Below are 23,042 nucleotides of genomic sequence, written 5' to 3'. Positions count from 1 at the left end.
ACCGTCGGCCTTACTGCTACGTCGCCCTCAGGAAATTCCTTTGCCTATGGCTGCTCGGCAAGATCGGTACGACGCAGGCCGACGTGGAACGGTTGTGCAAGCGCCTGCAATCCAAAGCGCGATATATCAACGTCGTTTATGAGGCCGGTCCGTGCGGATATGGGCTTTACCGGCAGCTTGTCCAGAAAGAATTCCAGTGCATGGTCTGTGCGCCCTCGCTGTTCCCCGGAAGCCAGGTGATCACATCAAGACTGACAGACGTGATGCCGTCAAGCTCGTCCGATCGCTGCGTGCCGGCGACCTGTCGGCCGTATACGTCCCCAGCGTCGACGATGAAGCATTCCGGGATCTGGCCCGCGCATGGGTGATTGCCAAGGACGACCTCAAGCGTGCACGGCAACGGGTAAAAGCCTTTCTGCTGTCGCACGGCGTGCGCTATACCCGCTCTGCCGACTGGGGGCCGGCGCACCGACGCTGGCTGAGCGCATACAGTTTCGACAGTGCGTGGCAGCAGTTTGCGTTTGAAGAGCTACGTCGCGCGATCGAAGACCGGCTCGCCCAATGTGACCGGCTGGAGTCTGCGCTGCGTGAGGCAGTCGTCAACTGGCGCTTCTATCCCGCTGTCCTTGGCCTGCAGGCAATGCGCGGTGTCCAGTTCACCACGGCAGTGGGCATGCTCGCCGAGCTGGGCGATCTCTCACGCTTCGTGCACCCACGCCAGTTGATGGCGTGGCTCGGGGTGACGCCCTCCGAGCACTCATCGGGCGGCAAGCGTCGTCAGGGCAGCATCACTAAAAGCGGCAACAGTTATGCAAGAAAGCTGCTAGTTGAGGCTGCATGGAGCTATCGCCACCCTGCGCGTGTGAGCCCCGATATTCAGCGTCGTCACGAAGGTCTGCCTAAACCGATTGTCGATCGAGCCTGGGACGCACAGGTGCGCTTGTGCCGACGCTATCGCAAACTCGTCGCGCGCGGCAAGCAGAAGAATATCGCCGTAGTCGCAGTTGCCCGTGAACTCAGCGGATTCATCTGGGACATCTGCCGGCTCTCCTTGTCGCTGGCCATACCACGCGAGACACAGGTAGCATGAGGTGGCGGCAATCCCGTACGACTGCATCTAACGTAACCATACGAGCAAGGAGTGTCCTGAAGGCGGCGTAGCCCGGCACACCAGTAACCCGCGACCAGGGTAGACAACGGATCTCATCCGACTTGCGGTGGTAGGTAGCGGAAGGCTCATTGGGCGGACATCTGTAATGCGGTACCCAATCCGCGGATATCAGCTTGATCCACCGTCGAGATTTACTGCTACGTCGCCCTCAGGATATTCAAACATCGAAAACACAGAACCAATCATATTGACACGAGAAGTCATATCAACCTGGCGTACGTCATGACCAGCGCGCACGAGAGAGATGGCGGGGAAACGGCAAGCAAACGAACCGGCGTGGTTGGAGAGAGAGGTCCAGGCCAGCGAATTTCAGGATGCACGATTACGCAAGCGCTTTGGTAAGGTGCTGGAACGGTTGTGGTCAGGCATGGGACAGACGATTCCTTTCGCATGCCAGGATTGGGCCGCGACCAAAGCAGCTTACCGGTTCCTGTCTAACGATCGAGTTAGCGAACAGGACATCCTGAGCGGTCACTTTCGGGCAAATGCAGATCGTTTCAAGGCGACGCAGGGCCCCATTTCGCGCTTGCCACCCTTACCGAGTACGTGCAGCCAGTGATCGCCGTGCTCATCCCGCCGAATATCGGCGAGCGTCGCGCCGACCAGCGCGCAGGACCGCCGCATAGCCGAAGTCCAGCAGAAACCGCAGGCGATGGGCGGCCGGCACGCTCCAGCCGTAGGACCATTCGATGCCGTCGGCAACGGTGCGGATCAGCAGCCACTCGCCCTCGGAGAAGCTACGCGACACGTCCAGTCCCCCGCGCGGCGTGTGGCTCTTGACCTTGACGCCGGCGAAGGGATTGGCAGGACATAGCGTTGCTCGACCAGCCAGCGAAACAGCGCCGACCGGACATTGAGTGCGTACGTTGCTGATCTGGGCGACAGCGCGCCGACGAACGGTCGCCATTCGACACTGTGCCGCCGCCGCGACGGCCGGACCCAACGCTCGCGCGGCATGGGCCGGCGCAGGAATGCCCGGTACGCGATCGGGCCGTCAGTGTGAGCGACGACAGCGCACGGCCCCGCTCGACGATCGCCCACAGGATCAGCTGTTCCGCCTCCTTGCGTCCGCGCCCGTTCGGTCAGCGCCGGATTGGGGCGGCAAAAAACGCCTCCACGCGACGTGTACTGGCGACGCCGAGTCCTGCAATCGCCGTCCACCAGCGGCGCCGGCGCGGAGTCCGCACGGTCAACCCGGCCAGCGTCCGGATGCCATGAGCCCGCCGCGCGGCGGCAATCACTGGTCGATCTCATCGGCAATCTGCGGTGCCGGGGCTGGCAGGCCACGCAACGTCTCGAACGCGCGCGCCACGGTGTCGGCCGACACCGCGGACCGCTCGCCGAATGTTGCTGCCAGGTCAGCCCGGTGACGGCTCGCCGCAAACGTGATCAGGACTTGCCGGATGCGGCCGAGCACGCCGCGCGCGGATTCGCCTGGCGCCTCGCGGTCGCCCAGATAGCTGGCGACGGCCGCCCGGGCGTCGAGCCTGGCGTACCAGGCACGCAGCGCGGCCAGCTCGGCGTCGTCCGAAAGGTGATCGGTTTGGTCTCACGCGTTTTCATGATCGCCAGTTTAGAGAAGAATCAGTGACGGACTGGTAACGAAGTCTATCTGTCAATCATCAAATTTACCGATCATCTCCGGGAACATCGCGAAATCCTCGCGCGTTATTCGCTGACGATTGCGACTATACCGAGTACAATGAAGAGCGCGCCCGCTATCAATTGGCCAATCTGGAAAGCTCGTCCGCCCGGCCTCACGCCACTCCGTAACGGGTGCGCAAGAAGCACGCAGATAACGTCGGACAATGAAAACAGCAGATTCGCACACGCACCGAGCAGAAGAAGCTGCCAGCCGAGTTCAAGGGACGCGTTCGCATCTGTAAACTGCAGCAGGAACGAGAAATAGAACAATGCCGATTTCGGATTCGACGCTTCGATAAACGCACTCGACGACACAATATTTCGGGGCAAGTGGATTGTCTGGTTCGATTCAGCACGCGCGCGGATGCGCTGAATGCCCAGCCAAATCAGATATCCGCCCCCGACAACTTTGAGGGCATGATAGATCACCGGGGATGTCTTCAGGATTACGACTGCACCAAGCGCAACGACGCCAATCTGAAATAGTGCGCCGAGATGGATGCCGAACGCAGACAACAGCCCGGCGCGCCGGCCATGTTGCAATGTCAGAGAAACCGTTTGCAGCAAGGCTGGGCCTGGAATGAATCCAAAGCCGATGCACGTCAGGCCGAATATCAGGATTTGCTCAAATCTCATCAGAAGTCATCCCCGACGACGATCCCCAATTGTCTGCATTCGCCGCGCACGCGATCGCGCGCACCAGAAAGTCGCTCCTTCGACAATTCAGGCATGAACGCCCGAATGTAATCGTCGATAGCTGCTTCACGATAGAAGATATCGACATGCCGGTAATGCGCGGCGATGTGTTGTCGCAACAGAGAATCGCCTATATCAAGTCCGAGCCGCTCAGACATCGCGTCAGCCTCGTCGGGATGAGTCAGGTAGTGAAAATCCTTCGATCCCGGCTCGGGCGATAGCAATTCGATGTCAGCGCTGATGATCACATCGCGCCCAGCCTTCAGAAACTCGGCGTAAGTGGCGACATTTTCCTCCAGTAGCATTTCGTTCATACCCAGATGACCCAGTACGAATCCGGCCTTGATCGCCACACCGTACTTGCGTGCGTTGCTCAGAGCACGCAGATTCGCATCGTACATCCTCTGCGCGGCAGCCGCCGGATCCTTATTGCGAAGCGGTTTGTTGAGTGCCTGCAATGACCGGGCCGCGCCTGCATCGACCCCGACGAATAGAATTCGGAAGCCAATATCGCGCATCGCCTTCAGGACTTGGTCCTTTTCCATGCCGTCAGCCCGCGCGTAACCGACGAGTACTGGACGTTCATCCGGCGGCAATGCTTGCCACCATGGTGGGGGCGATTGCGCCATGTCCAGCATTAACCGAGCGAATGTTAATGGCAGCTCGTCGGCGGTAACATACAAATAGTCGTAGCCAGCTTCCCATGCGCTGTGAATTGCAGTCCACGCATGACCGGCAGGCAATTCGTTCTTCCACATGCCACCATATTGAATCGAGCAGAACGAGCACGCGTCGTCGCCACTGAATTTGATGCAGCCGCGCCCGATTTCGACAGGAACTCCCTTGCGCACGCGTCGACCGGTCAGTTCGAAAATCCGCTGTCCGAGTCGGCGTTTGAAGTTCTCCGTATAAACGGTACTATGCGGTAACGTTCGGTCGATCAGATCATAGTTAATAATTCGATTGACGTCTTCCCGGACCGTCGGATCGGAGACAATTCGTCCCGATTCCCAATGGACCGATCCCGGATAGATGCCCGTCGCTTGGGATTGTTTCCTGTCCAACAGGTATTCAGAAAGGCTGGAATACACTTCATTGCCAATAAATCCGCAATCGATCAACTCTCGATGCCGCATCAGGATCTCATTACTTAATGCTGTAAAGTGATCGTTTCCCACCACAATCGCAATGTTTGAATCGATTTCCTTTACAGATCTCGCAATGCGAATCGCTGAGGCGTAGTTAGCTGTGATCGCACTGAGGCACACTGCCAGGGTTCTGTTGGCTTGATGATGAATGGCGGCGAGGATGTCATCGATTGGATGAATCACGCCGTCGATGTATCGACCGTCGAGACCCGGTAACGAATCTATGTAAGATGTCAGTGATAGGATCCCGAGGTGCGGGAAATTGGCCCAGTCTGTATGCTGAACTCCTTTGGAGACAGCGACCTCATTTGCGTCGTATGTATCCAAGTCGTTGCTATTGGGCGGATTGACAAAAAATACGATGTTTCGCGCTTTATTCACGAAGTCGCCCTCTCAGATTGTATTGGTTTTTACCTGAGGTATTGGTCAGCCTGGGCGGATGTGTAAACTTGATGACATCCAGTTGTTTCCTGATTGCCTCGGCTCTCAATTTTTACTGCATTGCTATTGTACCTTCTCTGCAGAACCGATACATATGTACGCAAGTCAGTTCTGGACCGTCGGCCTGTTCAATCCTCGCGGCACTCGTCGTTCGGGTGCAGCGCTTCGAGCGGCTCGAGGATCGCCCTCACACGCGTGAGCTCCATGACAAATTCGTCAATCCGGTCGAGCGCGTCCTGTTCTTGCTGTTCAGCGCGGTGTCGTCATCAGTTGCGAGACCATCCGCCGCTGGTGCGACAAATCCGGCGCGGGCTTCGCACGTCGCGTCAAAGCTGCTCGCCGCAAACCTGCCGCCAGCTCTTCAATATCACGCAGGCCAGCTATATGGAGCCTAAAACAAATCGAACATTTCGAACATTCGCGGCCTGCATTGAACATGCATCGGGATGCCAATCTGGCTCACAGCGTTGCGCTATTTCAACTGCTCGTGTTCGCGCGCCGCTTCATTGCCATCCGCCCGCATTGATTTGTATCAAAGACACGTCTTTGCAGTCCATCGTGCACCCGTGACCACGCGCGTTAGTTTGATCTGCACCGTAACGACGCGCTAGCCGCAACTTAAGCCGGCGCAGCGGACCTATGTTGAGAATAGCTGTCAGGGAAGGTCTGCAGAAGTCATTTTCGTAGCGGTGATCTTCCACACTCGTCGCAGTCTCAATGGTGACGGTGCGGAGATCGCCCCGGTGCGGGTACCTGTCAGGGGCTGTACCACACGACGTTGAGCCGTCGCGCGCAGAGCCTCAAGGTGTACTGCCAACGCAGCGTCCGAATGAACCCATGCACCTCGTGCTCCGCAGCACCGGACTGAAGGTCCACGGCGAGGGCGAGTGGAGGGTACGCAAGCATGGCAGGTCCAAACGTCGCACGTGGCGCAAGGGACATCCGGCGATAGACGCGAACACCGGCCGGATCTGCGCCGCGCTGATGATCCATCAGGACGAAGGCGATGGTGAAGTTCTGCCTGAGTTGCTCGACCAGATTCCACCGCTGACGCGGCAATCGATACCATCGGTGGCGATGGCGCCTACGACACCAAGGCGTGCCATGCTCAGATTGCGGCGCACGGAGCTGTTCCGTCGATCCCGCCGCGCGAGGGCGAGACGCCGTGGCCAGGCAGCACGCCCGGCGCGGCTTGGCGCAATGCTGCCATCGACGCAATCACAAAAAGCAGCAGGCGAGAACGGAAGCAGGCGAGTGGCTACCACCGGTGCTCGCTGGCCGAGACTCTGAAGTACCGGCTCAAGATTCTTACGGGACTCCTGCCTATGGGCTCCCAAGATCGGATCCCAGGCAACCGAAGTATCGATTCGTGCAGGCGTGCTCAACCGCATGGCGGCTCTTGCACGCCCGCAGTCCGTCCGCATCGCCTGAGATCGAAAACACAGGGTCACTTTGTATCCACGCCTGATTTATGCAACAACGCCGCTTGCATGCCATAGGATAGGCCAACTTACCTTAACGCTGGGCTTTTGCAGAGATTCCTAGTGCTTCTAATCACGCTATACCTCGCATTGGCTTGCTACGAATATCAATTTTATTTGTTTGATATGGCCTCGCCCGGTTTGATAGGGTACGTATTCGGGCTATTCAAGATGAGCATTAGTGTTGCCGACGAGTAATACAGTCATCCATCTCTTCTGTCAACGATCACCACCTATTTACGACGATCTTCCGTTCCAAAGCATACTCAATGCAACAGGAGATAATCCATGCAGGACTGCATCGCATCTTCACAAATCTCATCACCAACTATTGACCTGTTGTATGACTACGCCCCCTTCCTCGATCGTTGCGAGTCTGAAGGGAGCATCGGCTCATTGTCGCCACGCACCTCCTCTCCGCGTGTTGCCATCGTTGGCGCAGGGATCAGCGGTCTAGTGGCTGCCACGGAACTGATGCGGGCAGGTGTGGACGATGTTACGCTATTTGAAGCCCGTGATCGAATTGGAGGAAGAATATGGTCGCAGTCATTCGATCCGCGGAATCCGCATCTTATCGCTGAAATGGGCGCAATGCGTTTTCCCCCGAGTGCGACCGGCCTATTCCATTACCTGAACAAACATCGCATTTCCACGGCAGAGACTTTCCCGGATCCAGGAATAGTCGATACCGATTTACATTATCGCGGTACTCGCCATACGTGGCTCGCAGGCGAGCCCCCGCCGCCATTATTCGCAGTCGTTTACGAAGGCTGGAGAGCATTTTTGCATGAAGGATGCGTGCTCAACGACAGATCCCTTGTTGCGCCGCTAGCGATCACGAGCATGTTGAAGTCACATCGGCTCGAGGAGGCGCGTGCAGCATGGCAGGCGTGGCTAGACGTGTTTCGTGACAGTTCTTTCTACGCATCCATTGTTGCGATCTTCACCGGTTCTCACCCTCCAGGAGGTATCCGTTGGGAGAGGCCCTATGACTTTGAGCTGTTTGGTTCTTTGGGCATCGGATCCGGGGGGTTCCTGCCTGTTTATCAAGCGGGATTCACTGAAATACTGCGCTTGGTCATCAACGGCTACCTGGATGATCAGCGCCTCATTTCCTGCGGAATCTCGACGTTAGCCGAGCGACTTGCCGCACAAAAGATCGGTGAAAGCACCGTCGGTGAACGCGTTCGCTTCAGTAGCGTCGGCCGCATTCACAAAGAAGATGGAAAGATAAAGCTGATAACCGATCAAGACGAATCGTTGGCTTTTGACCGCGTGATCGTCACCAGCAACACGAGGGCAATGCAAATGGTCCACTGCCTGACCGACGACGAAACTTTTCTAAATCGCGACGTGTCACGCGCCGTCAGGGAATCACATCTTACCGGATCATCGAAGTTGTTCATGCTCACGCGCGACAAGTTCTGGATCAAAAATGATCTGCCGGTCACCATTCAGTCAGACGGTTTTGCTCGAGGGGTGTATTGTCTTGATTACGAACCCAACAAGCCGGACGGTCAAGGGGTGGTTCTACTCAGCTACACGTGGGAAGATGACGCCCACAAGCTACTGACCGTCCCTGACAAAAGGCAGCGGTGCGGGTATTTTATCGACGACCTTGCCACATTTCATCCAGAACTTGCGCGCCATCTAGTTCCTGCCGATGGTGACTATGAGCGTAATGTCCTGCACCATGACTGGCTGACTGACCCGCACTCATCGGGTGCCTTTAAGCTCAACTATCCAGGCGAGGATGTTTATTCGCAGCGCCTCTTCTTCCAGTTCAGGACCGCCAATGATCCGGCAACTGATAGCGGCCTCTATCTGGCCGGATGTGGCTGTTCTTTCACTGGCGGGTGGATTGAGGGAGCCGTGCAGACAGCCGTGAACAGCGCCTGTGCCGTAATACGCAGCACGGGAGGAAGGCTTGTGTCGGGCAATCCTCTTGATGAAGTCTGCAGCGCGTATAGCTATTGATATCGCGCCTGATGAATCTTTAGGAGAATCACGTGCATGAAGCGTCAACCGCTAGATGACCCGATCACAACCTTACGCCGTTCTGCAGTCGATAGAACCGTAACCCGATCCCCCACCGGCGTACAAGGCCCAAGACCGCAACTCACAGCCTAACTTGCCCTGCGGATAAAGAGGAATCGCCATTCGGTACCGCGAAAGGTATCGTCCGAATTTCGTTTTGTGGATAAAGCTCTCGTCTGCGCGTGGAAGTTTTATGAAACTTATATTTATCGCTCTCGCAGTTCTCGCAATCGCTGCCTATCTTACTGGACATTTTCCAATTTCGACAAACTCATACTCCCTAAATGGAATCGACATAAACGGAGATCAACTACATGAATAAGCATGACAGATATTCTTAAAACGCGCCTTCCGTGAGCATGTACGCCACACTGACTTAAGTATCGATCTCCCTCCAGCGTCTTGCGGCGCTTACCTCGCGCACCTTAAGCAGCGCCGACGGCGTATGATCTGCCGCCTTAGCGACAATAACATCCACGGGCAACAGCGACGACACCTCCCGTGCCCGCTTCGGCGATGCGCCCTCAGGGTAAGCGTCTCGCAGTGGCCGTTCTGGCGTGCTGATTGAGGTTTTGGGTAGTTTGGTATCCACCAATTTAATGGTGGATACCAAAGTGGACAAGACGTGGGGCGTTGGCGCCGCAGACGGCGCACATAAGCGGCCGAACTTTCCGACCGAGTTCAAACGGCAACTGGTTGAACAATCTTTTGAGCCGGGCGCGTCGGTGGCATTGATCGCGCGCAGCAACGACATCAATGCGAACCTGTTGTTCAAATGGCGACGGCATTATCTGGAAGGAGAGTACGGTTTGCCAACGCTTCCGGAGGGCGTAACGCCGAAGCGCGCATCGGAGGTGCCGTCGCTGTTGCCTGTGGATGTCGTCGCTGAGGCGGCAGAACATAAGCCACCGATGGCAGTCGATATAGCACGGTCGCCAGAGGATCTTTGCGAGATCGAGTTCGACCGTGCACGCTTGAGGGTTCGCGGCAACGTGTCACCGGATATGCTGCGGCTGCTGATCCGGGAGCTATCCCGATGATCGGCCTGCCGGCAGGCACTCGCATCTGGATCGCCGCAGGCGTCACCGACATGCGTAGTGGTTTCCCGGCTCTTGCCGCGAAGGTGCAAGCGGCACTCGAAGAGAATCCGCTCGGCGGCGACGTGTTCATTTTTCGGGGACGTCGCGGCGATCTGGTAAAAATTCTCTGGGCAACCGATGACGGACTATGGCTTCTGGCGAAGCGGATTACCCGTGGGCGTTTTGTCTGGCCCCAGGCTGATGGTGGCAAGATCTATCTCACGTCGGCGCAGCTGTCGATGTTGCTGGAAGGCATCGATTGGCGACAACCCCGTCGTACGGCCGCATTGTCGATGTTGTAAACCGCATCGAAGGCTCGTAAACTGCAGCGCATGCCCGATCATGCGCCACTTCCGGACACCGTTGCCGAGCTCCAGGCCCTGGTGCTCGAGCAGCAGGCGTCGATGGCAAAGATGCTGCAGGAGATTGCCGACCGCGACCGGGAGATTGTCGAACGGGACCAGGAGATCGAGCGCCTGACGGCCCAGATCGACAAGCTCAGGCGTATGCACTTCGGTCGCAAATCCGAGCAACTTGAGCGGCAGATCGATCGGCTCGAAACCCAACTCGAGGATCTGGCAGCGGGCAGCGGCGTCGCCGATGTCCGCCGTGCGCGCGCTCGTGCATCAAGTTCAGGCGTGTCTGCGCCATCCCCGCAGGAAGCCTTGCCGCCCCACCTGCCGCGCGAGGAGCGCGTGCTCGAGCCCGCCTCGATCTGCCCGAAGTGCGACAACGCCATGGAACTGCTCGGCGAGGACGTGTCCGAGCAGCTCGCACGCGTCACGGCGATGTTCAAGGTCATCCGCACGATCCGTCGCAAGCGGATCTGCACCGGTTGTGGACATATCGTGCAACTACCCATGCCGGGGCTGCCGATCGAGCGCAGCATCGCGCATCCGAGCTTGCTGGCTGAGATCATCGTTGCGAAGTATGCGAACCACACGCCGCTGTATCGGCAATCCGAGATCGCGGCGCGCGACGGCGTACGTCTCGATCGGGCCACCATGGCACGCTGGGTCGGGCAATGCGAAGAACTCTGCCGACTGCTGACTGAAGCGCTGCGTCGCTACACAATGGCGAGTGCGAAGCTCCACGCGGACGACACGCCGATCCCGGTGCTCGCACCCGGGAACAAGAAGACCAGGACCGGTCGGTTGTGGGTCTACGTGCGCGATGATCGCCGCTCAGGTTCGAGCGAACCCGCTGCTGTCTGGTTCGCGTATTCGCCGGACCGAAAAGGCATCCACCCCCAGACCCATCTCGCCGGATTCGAAGGCGTCCTTCAAGGGGACGGCTATGCCGGCTTCAACGAACTGACCGAAAGCGGCAAAGTTCGCCTGGCTTCTTGCTGGGATCACGCGCGTCGATATCTCTTCGACGTCCATGAGACAGCGCCGTCGGAAACCACGAAGCAATGGCTCGACATGATTGGCGATCTCTACGAAATCGAGGCTGCTATCCGCGGCAGACCACCTGATGAGCGGCGACGCGTCAGGCGAGAAAAGACCAGCCCGTTGCTCGTGGCTCTCGAGAAGTCGATGAAGGAGAAACTCGCCACTCTCTGGCCAAAGGCACCACTGGTCGAAGCGATCAACTACTCTCTGAACCGATGGGATGGCCTCACACTGTTCTGTGACGACGGCCGTGTCGAAATCAGCAACGTGCTTGCCGAAAATGCCTTGCGCTGTGTGGCCCTTGGTCGGCGCAATTTTATGTTCGCGGGCTCCGACAGCGGTGGTGAGCGAGCCGCCGCCATGTATGGCCTGATCGGCTCGTGCAAGTTGAATGGCATCAACCCACGCTCCTATCTGGAATACGTGCTTACGCACATCGCCGATCACCAGGCCAACCGCATCGACGAATTGTTGCCCTGGAACGTCGCGAAGCATCTCCCCCTATCTACACCTGCCTCGCTTTGATCCCTGCTGGCAGCAGCGCGATACGCCTGCCGCGTCCTTCGACGCTTGTCCAGAGAATTCTCAACGGCTCCCACGCGACGCTTACCCCTCAGGGGGCGTGGCAAACCGTTCTCTCCTGCCAGATAAAGCCGTCTCCATTTGAACAACAGGTTCGCATTGACGTCGTTGCAGCGGGCGATCAACGTCACCGACGCGCCCGGCTCGAACGGCTGTTCAACAAGTTGCCGTCTGAACCCCGGTCCAGCGTGTGTGAAAAAGCGTTGTTCGCCCAAACTGAATCAACGCATTGAGCGCGGGTGACTCATGAAGCGATTCGTTGAAGGCGACGACCGCAAGCAGGTCGCACTACTTCCAGAATGCGTCGATGAATATATCGGAAGGACAACCCGGTCCGGGTCATAGACGCCTTCGTCGACCAACTGGATCTTGCAGAACTCGGTTTCGACGGTGCCACGCCGGCGGTGACGGGCCGCCCGTCCTACCATCCGGGTGTGATGCTGAAGATCTATATCTACAGCCGGCGTCTTGAGCGTGAATGCCAGCGCAACGTCGAGTTGATGTGGCTAACGGGACGTCTGGCTCCGGACTTCAAGGCGATCGCTGACTTTCGCCGTGATAGCGGCGCAGCCATTCGCAATGTATGCCGGCTTTCGTCGAACTGTGTCGTGGGTTGAAACTGCTGTCCAGTGACATGGCGGCCATTGATGGTAGCAAGTTCAAGGCGTCAAACAGCCGCGACAGGAACTACACGGCTAGCAAGATTGACAAGCGTCAGGAGCAGATCGAAGATAGCGTGCAGCGGTATCTCGACCTGATTGCAACCGCAGACCGGACCAGTCCAACAGGTTTCGATGTGAAGACCGTTCGCCTGTACGAGAAGATCGCCCGCTTGCGCCAGCAGATGCGTGAGCTTGCAAAGATCAGAAAGCAATTAGAGAAGCAACCGGACAAACAGCTGTTGATGACGGATCCCGATGCACGCTCCATGGCAACAAGCGGAAGAGGCTCCGGCATAGTGGGCTACAACGTTCAGCCAGCCGTAGACACGAAACATCATCTGCTCGTTGAGCACGAGGTAACCAATGTCGGCATTGCGGGGACGTTGAAGGCCATGAAGATGGTCGGAAGCTAAAGCCCCGAGGAGCTTTGTTGGGCTCGTGATGTTCGATTAGTGCAAACTTGCCGTATCAACCTCGATCAACCTGTCCGGTAATCACCCGCTTAGCGGTAGCAATGGAGTTTCCACACACTCTGGACCGGAAAGTTCCGGCTCGACTAGGTCGTCCTGACAGTCACTTTAATGTCGGGCTCCATGCTACTAACCTCGCCGCGGCACTGCTTCATTCTGACAGAGCTTTCGATAAACTTTCTTTTCGAAGTATTCTTTTGTCGGGCTGGACAGCAACACAGGAAAAGACTTCCTGGTCAGGGAACGGAATGGAACTGCTGATCCAGAGCGCCGGTTCAGTAATAACGCGTAGCGCGACACCTTCAGTAGACGCCGCGATAACGTGTCGACTGTCATTTCTTGCGGATCTTGCCTGTGGTTCGTGAGGGTTTGGTTTCGTGTTCACGCTTCATTACCTTCCGCTTCGATTGCCTCTCGACAGTTGATGCAATAGTTGCGCCAACGCCACGAGACACAGGATAGGTATCTTCCGACACATTGTACATCGGGCTGGTTGATGGCCGTCCACCCTCCGAAACGCGATTGTGGGATCTTCTGCCAAGTATCTTTTGTGGGATTGTTGATGTTGCATATCCGACAATGTTGGATGTGCAACACCTCGGATTGCCGCGACGATGGCGGATTAAGCGGCGAATTTGACTGTGTTGCAACGACCGGTTAGATCCGCCCAATCCGTATCAATTCGATACGCGAGCCGTTTGGTCGAAGCAGGCACTGACAAGCCTTAACAAAATGACGTTTTCAGTCTTCTCCAGCAGATGATGCAGCATGCGATTTTCATGAAGGCATTCATGAATGCAAGACATTCGAAGCGAATGCGCAGCCGTCGGAAGTTGTGAAGCCAGGAGATGTTGCGCTCGACGACCCAGCGGGTTTTGCCCAGTCCGCTGCCGTGAGGTTCGCCTCGTCGGGCGATTTCAGTGTCGATGCCGGGCAGCGTGTAGTGGACGGCGATATTTGTCGTGATCGTAACCTCGGTCGCCTTGAACGATCCGGGGTTTCGAAAGCGGGCGGCCAGGTTTGCCGGCGATGCGCGGGATGGCGTCAACCAGCGCGTGAAGCTGGGTGACATCGTGGTGGTTGGCGCCAGTGAGGATTACCGCGAGCGAGATGCCTTGCGCTTCGGTGATGAGGCGGTGCTTTGAACCTGGTCGCGCACGATCGGTGGGATCGGGTCCCGTTTTTGACCCGCACCAACCGCGCGGATCGAGGAGGAGTCGACGATCACGCGCGACCAGTCTGTGCGGTCAGCTTCGCGTAGCTTTGCAAGAAGCTGTTCGTGCAGTCGGTCCCAGACGCCGGCGGCCTGCCAGTCGCGCAGACGGCGCCAGCAGCTCATGCCGCTGCCGCAACCCATCTCGCGCGGCAACAGGTTCCAGCGCAGGCCAGTCTGCAGGATGAACAGAATGCCGGTGAGCACTGCCCGGTCATCGAGTGGTTTGCGTCCGGGGTAGCGTGAACGGCGTGGTTTGGGTGGGGGCAGCAAGGGTTCAATGAGTGCCCACAACTCATCATCGAGTATCGGCTTGGCCATGTCCTTTCCGTTACCGAAACAACGATGAAGTTAACATCAATCACCGCGAGTTAACAGCCCCGGTTCATGATTAGAGGGTAGCCACGTTCCCTTCCGGAAACGCGGCCCTCGAAGAACCGTACGTGCGAGTTTCCCCGCATACGGGTCAAGCACGGCAAGAAGCATCTCACTGATGCCGGTTGTACCTGCAGCAACACAACCTTTCGCTGACTTCGCATCATCGATTCATCCCGCTGACGCGAGACAAGGGCGCTGAACCGTAGTGCCGCCGGTCTCTCTCAAGCTTCCCTTCGCGAACCTTTGATGCAGGCTGGCGACTGCCGCACCGCGCGCACGTCAGCACCCTTTCAAGTTGGGGCAAATTTTGAACCCCTATGTCACCCATTACAGGCAACCATTCGCTTCTTGCGCATTCTCAATCCCGCGTCCTCGTCAGTGTCCCTTGCGGTTCACCTGCCAGCATCCCATTGAATCGGGCGTTGGCGAAGAATCGGGGTTCCCGCGTTCCCATCTCTACCGACCCGCATACTCCCGGGCCTATCCGTTTAGCACCTGCCTATCCTCCGACGGCGCTTCGACGATGTGCATCCGTAACAAAGAGATGCAACCGGCCGTTCTCCATTTTGGTCAGAGCCTTTCAGCAGCTTTGGCCCAATCGTCATAACGAGGGTTACAACAGTTCACATACTGACCAGTGCATCAAATAGTGCGTAGTTCGTCAGGCAGCGTAACGGACATGTTTTTCCTGGAACAGATTGCGAATCACATGAGGTTCCTTTTGCCTACGATGCAGGTGTCGACGAACGTTGCCAATCAGTTCCGCCTTGCTGGTCGGTCGACTCTTGCCGAGCGCATTGGTCTTCACGTCCTGATTGAGCAGTTCGTCCGGGTTCAGTTCGGGGCAATATCCCGGCAGCCGAATCAGACGCAGGTGTTCGGCATTGTCAGCCACGAAGCGCCTGACGGCCACGGACCGATGTACCGGATGCCCGTCGACGATCAGGTATATCTTGCGGGTAGCCTGTTTGAGCAGGCGTTTCATGAATTCGATGAACGTCGCGTTTTTGAACGTTCCCTCGAACACCATGAAACTCAACGTCCCACGATTGGATATCGCCGAGATCATGTTGCAGCCGAAGCGCTTTCCCGTCGAGCGTACCAGCGGCGTTTGCCCTTTGAGGGCGAAACTCGTTCCGCTGACGTGATCGCTGCGCAGCCCCGTTTCGTCACCCCAGAGGATGGTTGCCTCTTCCTGCTTCGCCTCTTTTGCAATCTTTGGATAATCCTCGTCCAGCCATCGCGCAATCGCCGTGTCGTTCCTCTCATAGGTACGACTCACCGGCTTCTGGGCACTCATACCCCACGCCTTGAGATATCGGCCGGCCGTCGTTGCCGACACCGTGATGCCGTATTCCCGCTCGATCAGTTGCACGACCGATTCGCGTGTCCACAGGTGGAACGGCAATGCCAGTTGATCCGGCATCCGTTCGATGATCAATTTGCGGATTCTCACGGCCTGCGTGTGATTCAGCCGGCCACTTCCCGGCTGGCGACCTCGCTTGCCAGGCTTCAGCGCTCTCCATCCGCCTTCCCGCGACAGCTTCATCCATTTGCTCACCGCTCGCAGGCTGACACTGTAGATGTTTGCCGCCGCAGTCTGCGTCATCCCGCCGCGCACCGCTTGCACGACCATCTTCCTCACGTGCACCTGCGTGGCTCCATCCAACTTTCGGGCATCGTTTTTTCTCTTCATGCTCGCATAACGCATCACGCACTATTTGGTGCACACGTCAGTAACACCTCTTAGTCGGCCACTCAACTCATGCTGTTGGCACGGCGGCGACGATATGGTTTAGCAAGGCGATGAGGACGAGGGCGTAAAAAAGCTTCAGCTTCCTGAGGATCATCCGCAGATTGCGGCCTGCGCCGCACAACACTGCCTGCATCGCGTCACCGAGCGCGCCTTTGAGCCAGTTCCGATCGAGTTTTCCGTCTGTTTTCATGTGACCGGTGGCAGGCTCGATTGCGCTTCGCCGCTTGATCATCGCGCGTAGTCCGCGCGTGATACCGCGCCGCAAACCCGGGTGGTAGATCTTCACGCCGTCGATGGCGACACCCTTGTAGCCGCGATCCACGACGGCGACTTCTGGCGTGACGTCGCTGAGGATCGCCGCCTGCTCCAATGCTTCGGCCAGCGTGTGACCATCGTACGGACTGCCCGGCATCGAGCGCATGCCAACTACCAGTCCTTCCTTGTGCGTCGTCGTGATCGACACTTTCACGCCGAACTCATAGGGCGTACGCGGCTTGCCTTTGGCCAGACATTCAACTTCCGGTGCATGCAGCGCGTAGAGCTTGCTTTTGTCCTTCGGCTTCTGCGAGAGAATCCGCTTCGTGCGGTCAATCAGTTCTTGCAAGGCAACGCGGCCTGACTCTGTCACCTGGGTGACCTGTCGCTCCACATCACGCATCACCCGTCCAACGCGCGAGCGCAGCGTGCGCAACGCCTTCCTCATACGCTTGTACTGCTTCGCGCGAGCGTAGCGGCCAATCTGCAGTCCCAGACGCGGCGCCTCGCGGTTGTAGTTCTGGCGCAGCTTCAGCCCGTTGTGGGCCGCAGCCTTCACCAGATGTTCGCGACACCGTTCGAGCAATCGCGAATCGGTGGGATGGGCAATCGCCTTCGGCATAACCGTCGTGTCTACAATCACGCGCTTCACGCTCGAGGCCTTGATCACACCGGCGCGTCTGGCGGCTTCGATCGTCTCGGCCAGCAGTTCTTCAACGCCGGCTTCGCCCAGCCGCTTGCGCCAGCGCGTCAGGCTCGACGGGTCGATCGGCGGCTCGGTCTGCAAATACGTCTCGCCCGTGAACACCTGCCAATACGGGTTCTCCACCCATTGCCAGACGACCTCTTCGTCCGACAGATCGAACGCGTGCTGCAAATACAGAAGCCCGGCAATCAGACGCGGCGAACTCGCGGGTCGACCTTTGCTGGACACGAAGCTCACGCTCATCAACATGCCCAGCCGTTCCCAGTTGATGAGTTCGCCCAGTCGCACCAACGGATGCTTCAGATTGATCTGTCGCGCAGCGGGTGCCGGAAGAAATCTTATTCTGACACAGGCGTCTTCGGACCCATCTGCACCTCATCAGGAATTGCAGGATTCACGCATCAATATGCCAGGTCCCTGCAATTCCCACAACACCATTTCCGACTCAAAGCCCCACTGTAGAAGGCTCCGCTGATTGTTCAGGGTCGACCAAGTATCTTCATGACGCGCTTCAGGTTATACGCCAATACCTGGAGACTCATTTCGGTGCTCACCCGTCCGAGCGTCCGGGTCAAGAAGTGTGTCGCACCCATCCAGTGTTTGAGGGTACCGAATACATGCTCAACGGTGCTTCTTCGGATTGTCATTGCTTCAGGCTTGCGGTCGAGTCGACGCTGCATGGCTTCGAGTACATGTTCGTGCTCCCATCGTCGGATGGGGCGATAGTCGCTGGGCGAACATCGATCCTTGAGATGACAACGCGGGCATGCGCTGGGCCAGTACACGTTCAGATTCATGCCTTTCTCAACGGTCCTGAATCGAAGAATTGCGCGCTCGCCGGCGGGGCATCGATACTCATCGTTCCTGGCAACGTAGATGAAGTCGCGTTTGGTAAAAAGCCCTTTCTTCCTTGATGCTGAGATGAGTGGTTTCGGGACATATGTGGTGATCCCGGCCAGTTCACACGCGCGGATGTCCGGACCACTGAAGTAGCCGCGGTCAGCCAGCACTTTCAGCTTCTGCTTGCCCATCGCGCTCTTCGCCGACAGAGCCATCCTGCTGAGTTGGCCGTGGTCGCCTCCGATATTCTCCACCTCGTGTTCGACAATCAGATGATGCTTCGTATCCACGGCAGTCTGGACGTTGTAGCCGACGGTGCCGGTTCTCTTGCCACCGCTGGTCATGGACCGGGAGTCCGGATCAGTAAGCGACAACTGTTTGTCCGGCCCCTTCTTCAGTTGCTCCCTGATCTGCTTGAGCTCACGCATCCGCTGACGTAAGAGCGCGATCTTCTCGTACAGACGAACGGTTTTCACATCGAAGCCTGTCGGGCTGATCCGGTCTGCGGTTTCAATCATGTCGAGATAGCGCTGAACGCTTTCTTCGATCTGCTGCTGACGCTTGTCGATCTTGCCTGCCGTGTAGTTCCTGTCACGGCTGTTCACAGCCTTGAACTTGCTGCCGTCGATTGCCACCATATCGCCGGATAGCAGCTTCAGCCCGCGACATAGTTCGACGAAACGACGGCACACGTTGCGAATAGCCGGCCCGTTGTCGCGGCGAAAGTCAGCGATCGTCTTGAAGTCTGGCGCCAGACGTCCTGTTAGCCACATCAACTCCACATTGCGTTGGCATTCACGCTCAAGACGCCTGCTTGACGGCACCCGGTTCAAATACCCGTAGATATAGATCTTGAGCATTACGCCCGGATGATAGGGCGGGCGGCCTGCGAGCGCCGGCGTGGTACCGTTGAAGCCGAGTTCCGCAAGGTTCAGTTCGTCGGCGAAGGCATCTATCGCCCTTACGGGGTTATCCTGCCCGATGTAGTCATCGACGCATTCGGGAAGTGGTGCAACCTGTTTGCGGTCATCGCCTTCAACGAATCGCTTCATGAGTCACCCGCTCTCAATGCGTTGATTCAGTTTAGGCGATAAATGCGTTTTCACACGCCCTTATATGGACACCGCCCGGTTTGCCAAGTTGATTCTTAATGTGATGCCGTAACGAGGTATCGGCTGCGGTCTTATATCCGTACATGGACTCCCGGCTATGAGCAAGATCGGTGTGCATTTTGAAGGTCTCGACTGCGTCCGTGCATTCGGCTTTTTGTGTGCCGGCCATCGGCACGAGCCATCATGGAAGTTTGCGCGCTTGTCCCTCATCGGCCTCCTGGCTTCTTGATGCAGCCGCCGGATATATCAGGATCTACAAGCGCCGGTCCGACCGGTTCGCCATGCTTGCCACTTCTTGCGCAATCGTTGATGGAGTGAAGTTACTTCGATGCGTTACAAGCGAGCTACGCCAGCCTGAAGCTGTCATTGTTCGTCAATATTGCCCACGCAATTCGCGCCGTCTTGTTCGCCAGCGCGATCGCAGCGATGCTCACGTGGCGGCGCTGCATCACAGCTTTGATCCAGCGACTATGTCGGTCGTCACGACGTTCTACAAAGCGCATCACAGCGCGCGCGCCCTGGACCAGCAGGGTGCGGAGATAGGTGTCGCCACGCTTTGCGATGCCGCCCAGCTTTGACTTGCCACCGCTTGATCGCTGCCTGGGCGTCAGACCCAACCACGCTGCGAACTGCCGCCCGTTCCTGAACTGCTGTGGATCTCCGACCCCGCTGAACAATGCGGTTGCTACGAGCGGTCCGATCCCGGGTATGGTAGCGAGGCGCTGGCAGCTTTCATTCCGTTTGAATATCTCAGCAATCTCGGAAGCGAGTTCGTCGATCCATCGCTGTAACGCTGCCAACTGTTCGATGTACATTGAGCCAAGCCGTCGAAGCAGGATCGTGATGCGGGCATCAGCATCACTCACGAGTGCCACGACACCCTGTCTTAAATGAACGATACCCACTGGGAAGATGAACCCCTCTTCGGCAAACATGCTTCGTATCTGGTTTGATTTCGCTGTTCGCTCGTGAACGAGCCGCTCGCGCATACGATGAACCGACTGCAGTGACTGCTGTTCAGCGCTTTTGATCGGGACCGGATGAATGCCAGGTCGTGACACCGCCGCGCAGATGGCCGAAGCGTCATTCGTATCGTTCTTGCCACCGACCAGAAAGGGTTTCACATATTGCGTTGGCAGAAGGCGCACCGTATGCCCCTGTGAGGTCAATTCACGAGCCCAGAAGTGCGAACCGTGACACGCTTCGATGCCGATCACGCTTCGTTCCAGTTTTGAGAAGAACTTCAACACGTCCGCTCGACGGAGCTTCCGTTGTATGACAGGTCTGCCACCGTGATCGACGCCATAAACCTGGAATACGTTCTTCGCAATATCGAGACCAATGGTGAGCGCAGGCATTGATGTTCTCCCGGAAATTGGTGAGATCAGTGTCGCCCCGAAGGGGGCGGGAGTCCATACCATCAGCTTTACGCGAGCCGAAGCCGCGAGCCCTGATGGAATGCGCCAGGAACGTCCTCATCTCGGCCACGTGCTTCAGGCACAAGGGCGTGTTCAGGTTTGCGTTCCTGCGGTCCGACCTGTTTTGCCATCACGAAGAATCAACCATAGCAACCTACCGGTTCAGAGTCTCATACAGTTAAGCTGGTCTTACGCTGACGTGGTGCGCTTCGTAACTGCTGTCATGGGCCAGTATTGCCCAGGCCGTTCGAGCAATCTTGTTCGCCAGAGCAACGGCTGCCACGTTGGCGGGCCGCCGCTCCTGAATTCCTTTCTGCCATGCCGTTGGTAACTTCGTGTGACACAGGACTGAGCGGGCTCCATGAATCAGCAGTGTGCGCAGGTACGGGTCACCTCGCTTCGAGATGGAGCCCAATCGAACCTTGCCGCCCGTACCGGTTTGTCGGGGAACTAAGCCGAGGAATGCAGCGAACTCCCGACCTGACCTGAAGGTCTTCGCATCTCCGATTGTTGCTACCAGGGCCGTTGCAGTCAGTCTGCCGATGCCGGGCACCTCGGAAATGGCGCGACATGCCGCTTCCTCTTTCTGCCAAGCACCAATGCGCTTCTCGAGCTGGTCGATATCATCTTCGAACGCGTTGATACGACGCAACTGGTCCTGGAGATTGCGCATGATCGACGCTGGAATTGCATCTTCTAGTTCCGCCATGCGCTGCCTTACTTCCGCAAGCCCTGCCGCACGTCCGGTACGAAATGTCACGCCAAATTCGTAGAGAAACCCGCGGAGCTGGTTCACCTGCATCGTTCGAAACTTGATGAGTTGCGAGCGCATGCGGTGCAAGCTCAGCATCGCTTGTTGGTCTTCTGTCTTCGCTGCGACAGTCCGCATTCCAGGTTGATGAACGGCAGTCCATATTGCCTTGGAATCTCTGCAAAAGTCCTGGCACTGACGTGAGCGTGAACTATCCTGGGATGGGGATACTTCAAGGAGCGGCGAGATGACACAGCTTGGTCTTGGTCTGGATCTGTCGACGAAGCGCACGCGCAAGCGCGAGTTTCTAGATGAGATGACCCGTGTGGTGCCGTGGCAGCAACTGATCGCGCTCATCGAGCCGCACTACCCCAAGGGCAGGACAGGCCGCCCACCGTTTCCGGTCGCGACGATGCTGCGCATTCACTTCATGCAGCAGTTATATGGACGCCTCCTGTTTGCCAAGGGCCGGCATCGATGCTGTCAAACGTGATCAGATTGCGGTTTTATATCCGTACATGGACTCCCGCCTATGAGCAAGATCGGTGTGCATTTTGAAGGTCTCGACTGCGTCCGTACATTCGGCTTTTTATGTGCCGGCCATCGGCACGAGCCATCATGGACGTTTGCGCGCTTGTCCCTCATCGGCCTCCTGGCTTCTTGATGCAGCCGCCGGATATATCAGGATCTACAAGCGCCGGTCCGACCGGTTCGCCATGCTTGCCGCTTCTTGCGCAATCGTGGATGGAGTGAAATTACTTCGATGCGTTACAAGCGAGCTACGCCAGCCTGAAGCTGTCATTGCTCGTCAGTATTGCCCACGCAATTCGCGCCGTCTTGTTCGCGAGCGCGATTGCAGCGATGCTCACGTGGCGGCGCTGCATCACAGCTTTGATCCAGCGACTATGTCGGTCGTCACGACGGTCTACAAAGCGCATTACAGCGCGCGCGCCCTGGACCAGCAGGGTGCGGAGATAGGTGTCGCCATGCTTTGTGATGCTGCCCAGCTTTGACTTGCCACCGCTTGATCGCTGCCTGGGCGTCAGACCCAACCACGCTGCGAACTGCCGCCCGTTCCTGAACTGCTGTGGATCTCCGACGCCGCTGAACAATGCGGTTGCTACGAGCGGTCCAATCCCGGGTACCGTAGCGAGACGCTGGCAGCTTTCATTGCGTTTGAATATCTCGGCAATCTCGGAAGCGAGTTCGTCGATCCATCGCTGTAACGCTGCCAACTGTTCGATGTACATTGAGCCAAGCCGTCGAAGCAGGATCGTGATGCGGGCATCAGCATCATTCACGAGTGCCACGACACCCTGTCTTAAATGAACGATACCCATTGGAAAGATGAACCCCTCTTCGGCAAACATGCTTCGTATCTGGTTTGATTTCGCTGTTCGCTCGTGAACGAGCCGCTCACGCATACGATGAACCGACTGCAGTGACTGCTGTTCAGCGCTTTTGATCGGTACCGGATGAATGCCAGGTCGTGACACCGCCGCGCAGATGGCCGAAGCGTCATTCGCATCGTTCTTGCCACCGACCAGAAAGGGTTTCACATATTGCGTTGGCAGAAGGCGCACCGTATGCCCTTGCGAGCTCAGTTCACGGGCCCAGAAGTGCGAACCATGACACGCTTCGATGCCGATCAGGCTTCGTTCCAGTTTCGAGAAGAACTTCAACACATCTGCTCGACGGAGCTTCCGCTGTATGACAGGTCTGCCACCACGATCGACGCCATAAACCTGGAATACGTTCTTCGCAATATCGAGACCAATGGTGAGCGCAGGCATAGATGTTCTCCCGGA

General features: G+C 57.4%; 12 protein-coding genes and 9 pseudogenes. 10 read left to right on the top strand and 11 right to left on the bottom strand.

The annotated features are described in order from the left end of the window. Positions 1–50: 50 nt before the first annotated feature. Both QEN71_RS40595 and QEN71_RS40590 read left to right on the top strand, forming a co-directional pair. Positions 51–1,090 (top strand): annotated as a pseudogene (locus tag QEN71_RS40595) (IS110 family RNA-guided transposase); the annotation flags it as partial. 325 nt (positions 1,091–1,415) lie between these two features. Further along, the gene (locus QEN71_RS40590) at positions 1,416–1,730 is read left to right on the top strand and encodes an IS4/Tn5 family transposase DNA-binding protein (protein WP_233472220.1); all 315 of its coding nucleotides are present in this window, start codon (positions 1,416–1,418) and stop codon (positions 1,728–1,730) included. On the opposite strand, the pseudogene QEN71_RS40585 reads toward QEN71_RS40590, so the two are convergent. The 3 genes and pseudogenes from QEN71_RS40585 to QEN71_RS40575 form a co-directional block, all read right to left on the bottom strand. Next, a pseudogene (locus tag QEN71_RS40585) lies at positions 1,697–2,699 on the bottom strand (phage integrase family protein); the annotation flags it as partial. The gene QEN71_RS40590 and the pseudogene QEN71_RS40585 sit on opposite strands and share 34 nt — an antisense overlap. A 140-nt stretch (positions 2,700–2,839) precedes the next feature. Further along, positions 2,840–3,451 carry a LysE family translocator gene (locus tag QEN71_RS40580; RefSeq protein ID WP_201662554.1) on the bottom strand — a complete coding sequence of 204 codons (612 nt, stop codon included), beginning with the start codon at positions 3,449–3,451 and terminating at the stop codon, positions 2,840–2,842. Then, positions 3,451–5,040, bottom strand: coding sequence for a B12-binding domain-containing radical SAM protein (locus QEN71_RS40575; protein ID WP_201662557.1), 1,590 nt, complete (start codon positions 5,038–5,040; stop codon positions 3,451–3,453). The genes QEN71_RS40580 and QEN71_RS40575 overlap by 1 nt, the downstream gene beginning before the upstream one ends. 301 nt (positions 5,041–5,341) lie before the next feature. Here QEN71_RS40575 and QEN71_RS40570 point away from each other — a divergent pair. From QEN71_RS40570 to tnpC, 6 genes and pseudogenes are all read left to right on the top strand, one after another. Next, positions 5,342–5,449 (top strand): annotated as a pseudogene (locus QEN71_RS40570) (IS6 family transposase); the annotation flags it as partial. Between the two features lie 420 nt (positions 5,450–5,869). Beyond that, positions 5,870–6,531, top strand: a pseudogene (locus tag QEN71_RS40565) (IS5 family transposase); the annotation flags it as partial. Positions 6,532–6,869: 338 nt separating this feature from the next. Further along, the gene (locus QEN71_RS40560; protein ID WP_201662560.1) at positions 6,870–8,558 is read left to right on the top strand and encodes an NAD(P)/FAD-dependent oxidoreductase; all 1,689 of its coding nucleotides are present in this window, start codon (positions 6,870–6,872) and stop codon (positions 8,556–8,558) included. 617 nt (positions 8,559–9,175) lie between these two features. Further along, positions 9,176–9,658, top strand: a complete 483-nt coding sequence (tnpA, locus tag QEN71_RS40555) for an IS66-like element accessory protein TnpA (protein ID WP_233472249.1) — start codon at positions 9,176–9,178, stop codon at positions 9,656–9,658. Then, positions 9,655–9,999 (top strand): IS66 family insertion sequence element accessory protein TnpB, encoded by a 345-nt coding sequence (tnpB, locus tag QEN71_RS40550; protein WP_201662951.1) that lies wholly within the window; start codon positions 9,655–9,657, stop codon positions 9,997–9,999. Before tnpA ends, tnpB begins: the two co-directional genes overlap by 4 nt. Positions 10,000–10,029: 30 nt before the next feature. Beyond that, entirely contained in the window at positions 10,030–11,616 is a 1,587-nt protein-coding gene (gene tnpC / locus QEN71_RS40545) for an IS66 family transposase (protein WP_201662954.1), read from the top strand. Here tnpC and QEN71_RS40540 read toward each other — a convergent pair. Beyond that, complete coding sequence (locus QEN71_RS40540) at positions 11,535–11,888, bottom strand: transposase (protein WP_290468302.1); 354 nt, start codon at positions 11,886–11,888, stop codon at positions 11,535–11,537. The two genes, tnpC and QEN71_RS40540, sit on opposite strands and share 82 nt — an antisense overlap. Positions 11,889–11,919: 31 nt before the next feature. On the opposite strand from QEN71_RS40540, the pseudogene QEN71_RS40535 reads away from it, so the two are divergent. Next, positions 11,920–12,706, top strand: a pseudogene (locus QEN71_RS40535) (transposase); the annotation flags it as partial. An 823-nt stretch (positions 12,707–13,529) separates the two neighbouring features. Here QEN71_RS40535 and QEN71_RS40530 read toward each other — a convergent pair. The 6 genes and pseudogenes from QEN71_RS40530 to QEN71_RS40505 all read right to left on the bottom strand — a co-directional run. Next, positions 13,530–14,339 (bottom strand): annotated as a pseudogene (locus QEN71_RS40530) (IS5 family transposase). Between the two features lie 718 nt (positions 14,340–15,057). After that, a complete protein-coding gene (locus QEN71_RS40525) occupies positions 15,058–16,092 on the bottom strand; it encodes an IS630 family transposase (RefSeq protein ID WP_201663012.1) in 1,035 nt (344 codons plus the stop codon). 67 nt (positions 16,093–16,159) lie between these two features. Beyond that, positions 16,160–17,433: pseudogene (locus QEN71_RS40520) on the bottom strand (IS5 family transposase). Positions 17,434–17,592: 159 nt separating this feature from the next. Then, positions 17,593–19,005, bottom strand: coding sequence for an IS1182 family transposase (locus tag QEN71_RS40515; protein ID WP_201662893.1), 1,413 nt, complete (start codon positions 19,003–19,005; stop codon positions 17,593–17,595). A gap of 404 nt (positions 19,006–19,409) precedes the next feature. Beyond that, positions 19,410–20,423, bottom strand: coding sequence for an IS110 family RNA-guided transposase (locus tag QEN71_RS40510; protein WP_290468301.1), 1,014 nt, complete (start codon positions 20,421–20,423; stop codon positions 19,410–19,412). A gap of 238 nt (positions 20,424–20,661) precedes the next feature. Next, positions 20,662–21,411, bottom strand: a pseudogene (locus QEN71_RS40505) (IS110 family RNA-guided transposase); the annotation flags it as partial. A 70-nt stretch (positions 21,412–21,481) separates the two neighbouring features. On the opposite strand from QEN71_RS40505, the pseudogene QEN71_RS40500 reads away from it, so the two are divergent. After that, positions 21,482–21,682: pseudogene (locus tag QEN71_RS40500) on the top strand (IS5/IS1182 family transposase); the annotation flags it as partial. Positions 21,683–22,013: 331 nt separating this feature from the next. Here QEN71_RS40500 and QEN71_RS40495 read toward each other — a convergent pair. Further along, the gene (locus QEN71_RS40495; protein WP_201663009.1) at positions 22,014–23,027 is read right to left on the bottom strand and encodes an IS110 family RNA-guided transposase; all 1,014 of its coding nucleotides are present in this window, start codon (positions 23,025–23,027) and stop codon (positions 22,014–22,016) included. Positions 23,028–23,042: the final 15 nt, after the last annotated feature.

It is taken from the genome of Paraburkholderia sabiae (genome assembly GCF_030412785.1).
In the GTDB taxonomy this organism is placed as follows: domain Bacteria; phylum Pseudomonadota; class Gammaproteobacteria; order Burkholderiales; family Burkholderiaceae; genus Paraburkholderia; species Paraburkholderia sabiae.
Note: the sequence above shows the minus strand (reverse complement) of the source record. Positions and strands in the feature narration are given on the sequence as shown.

Coding starts and splice junctions, on each gene's coding strand:
- QEN71_RS40590 (WP_233472220.1), top strand. CDS start 1,416: ATGGCGGGGAAACGGCAAGCAAACGAACCGGCGTGGTTGGAGAGAGAG.
- QEN71_RS40580 (WP_201662554.1), bottom strand. CDS start 3,451: ATGAGATTTGAGCAAATCCTGATATTCGGCCTGACGTGCATCGGCTTT.
- QEN71_RS40560 (WP_201662560.1), top strand. CDS start 6,870: ATGCAGGACTGCATCGCATCTTCACAAATCTCATCACCAACTATTGAC.
- tnpB (WP_201662951.1), top strand. CDS start 9,655: ATGATCGGCCTGCCGGCAGGCACTCGCATCTGGATCGCCGCAGGCGTC.
- tnpC (WP_201662954.1), top strand. CDS start 10,030: ATGCCCGATCATGCGCCACTTCCGGACACCGTTGCCGAGCTCCAGGCC.
- QEN71_RS40525 (WP_201663012.1), bottom strand. CDS start 16,092: ATGAAGAGAAAAAACGATGCCCGAAAGTTGGATGGAGCCACGCAGGTG.
- QEN71_RS40515 (WP_201662893.1), bottom strand. CDS start 19,005: ATGAAGCGATTCGTTGAAGGCGATGACCGCAAACAGGTTGCACCACTT.
- QEN71_RS40510 (WP_290468301.1), bottom strand. CDS start 20,423: ATGCCTGCGCTCACCATTGGTCTCGATATTGCGAAGAACGTATTCCAG.
- QEN71_RS40495 (WP_201663009.1), bottom strand. CDS start 23,027: ATGCCTGCGCTCACCATTGGTCTCGATATTGCGAAGAACGTATTCCAG.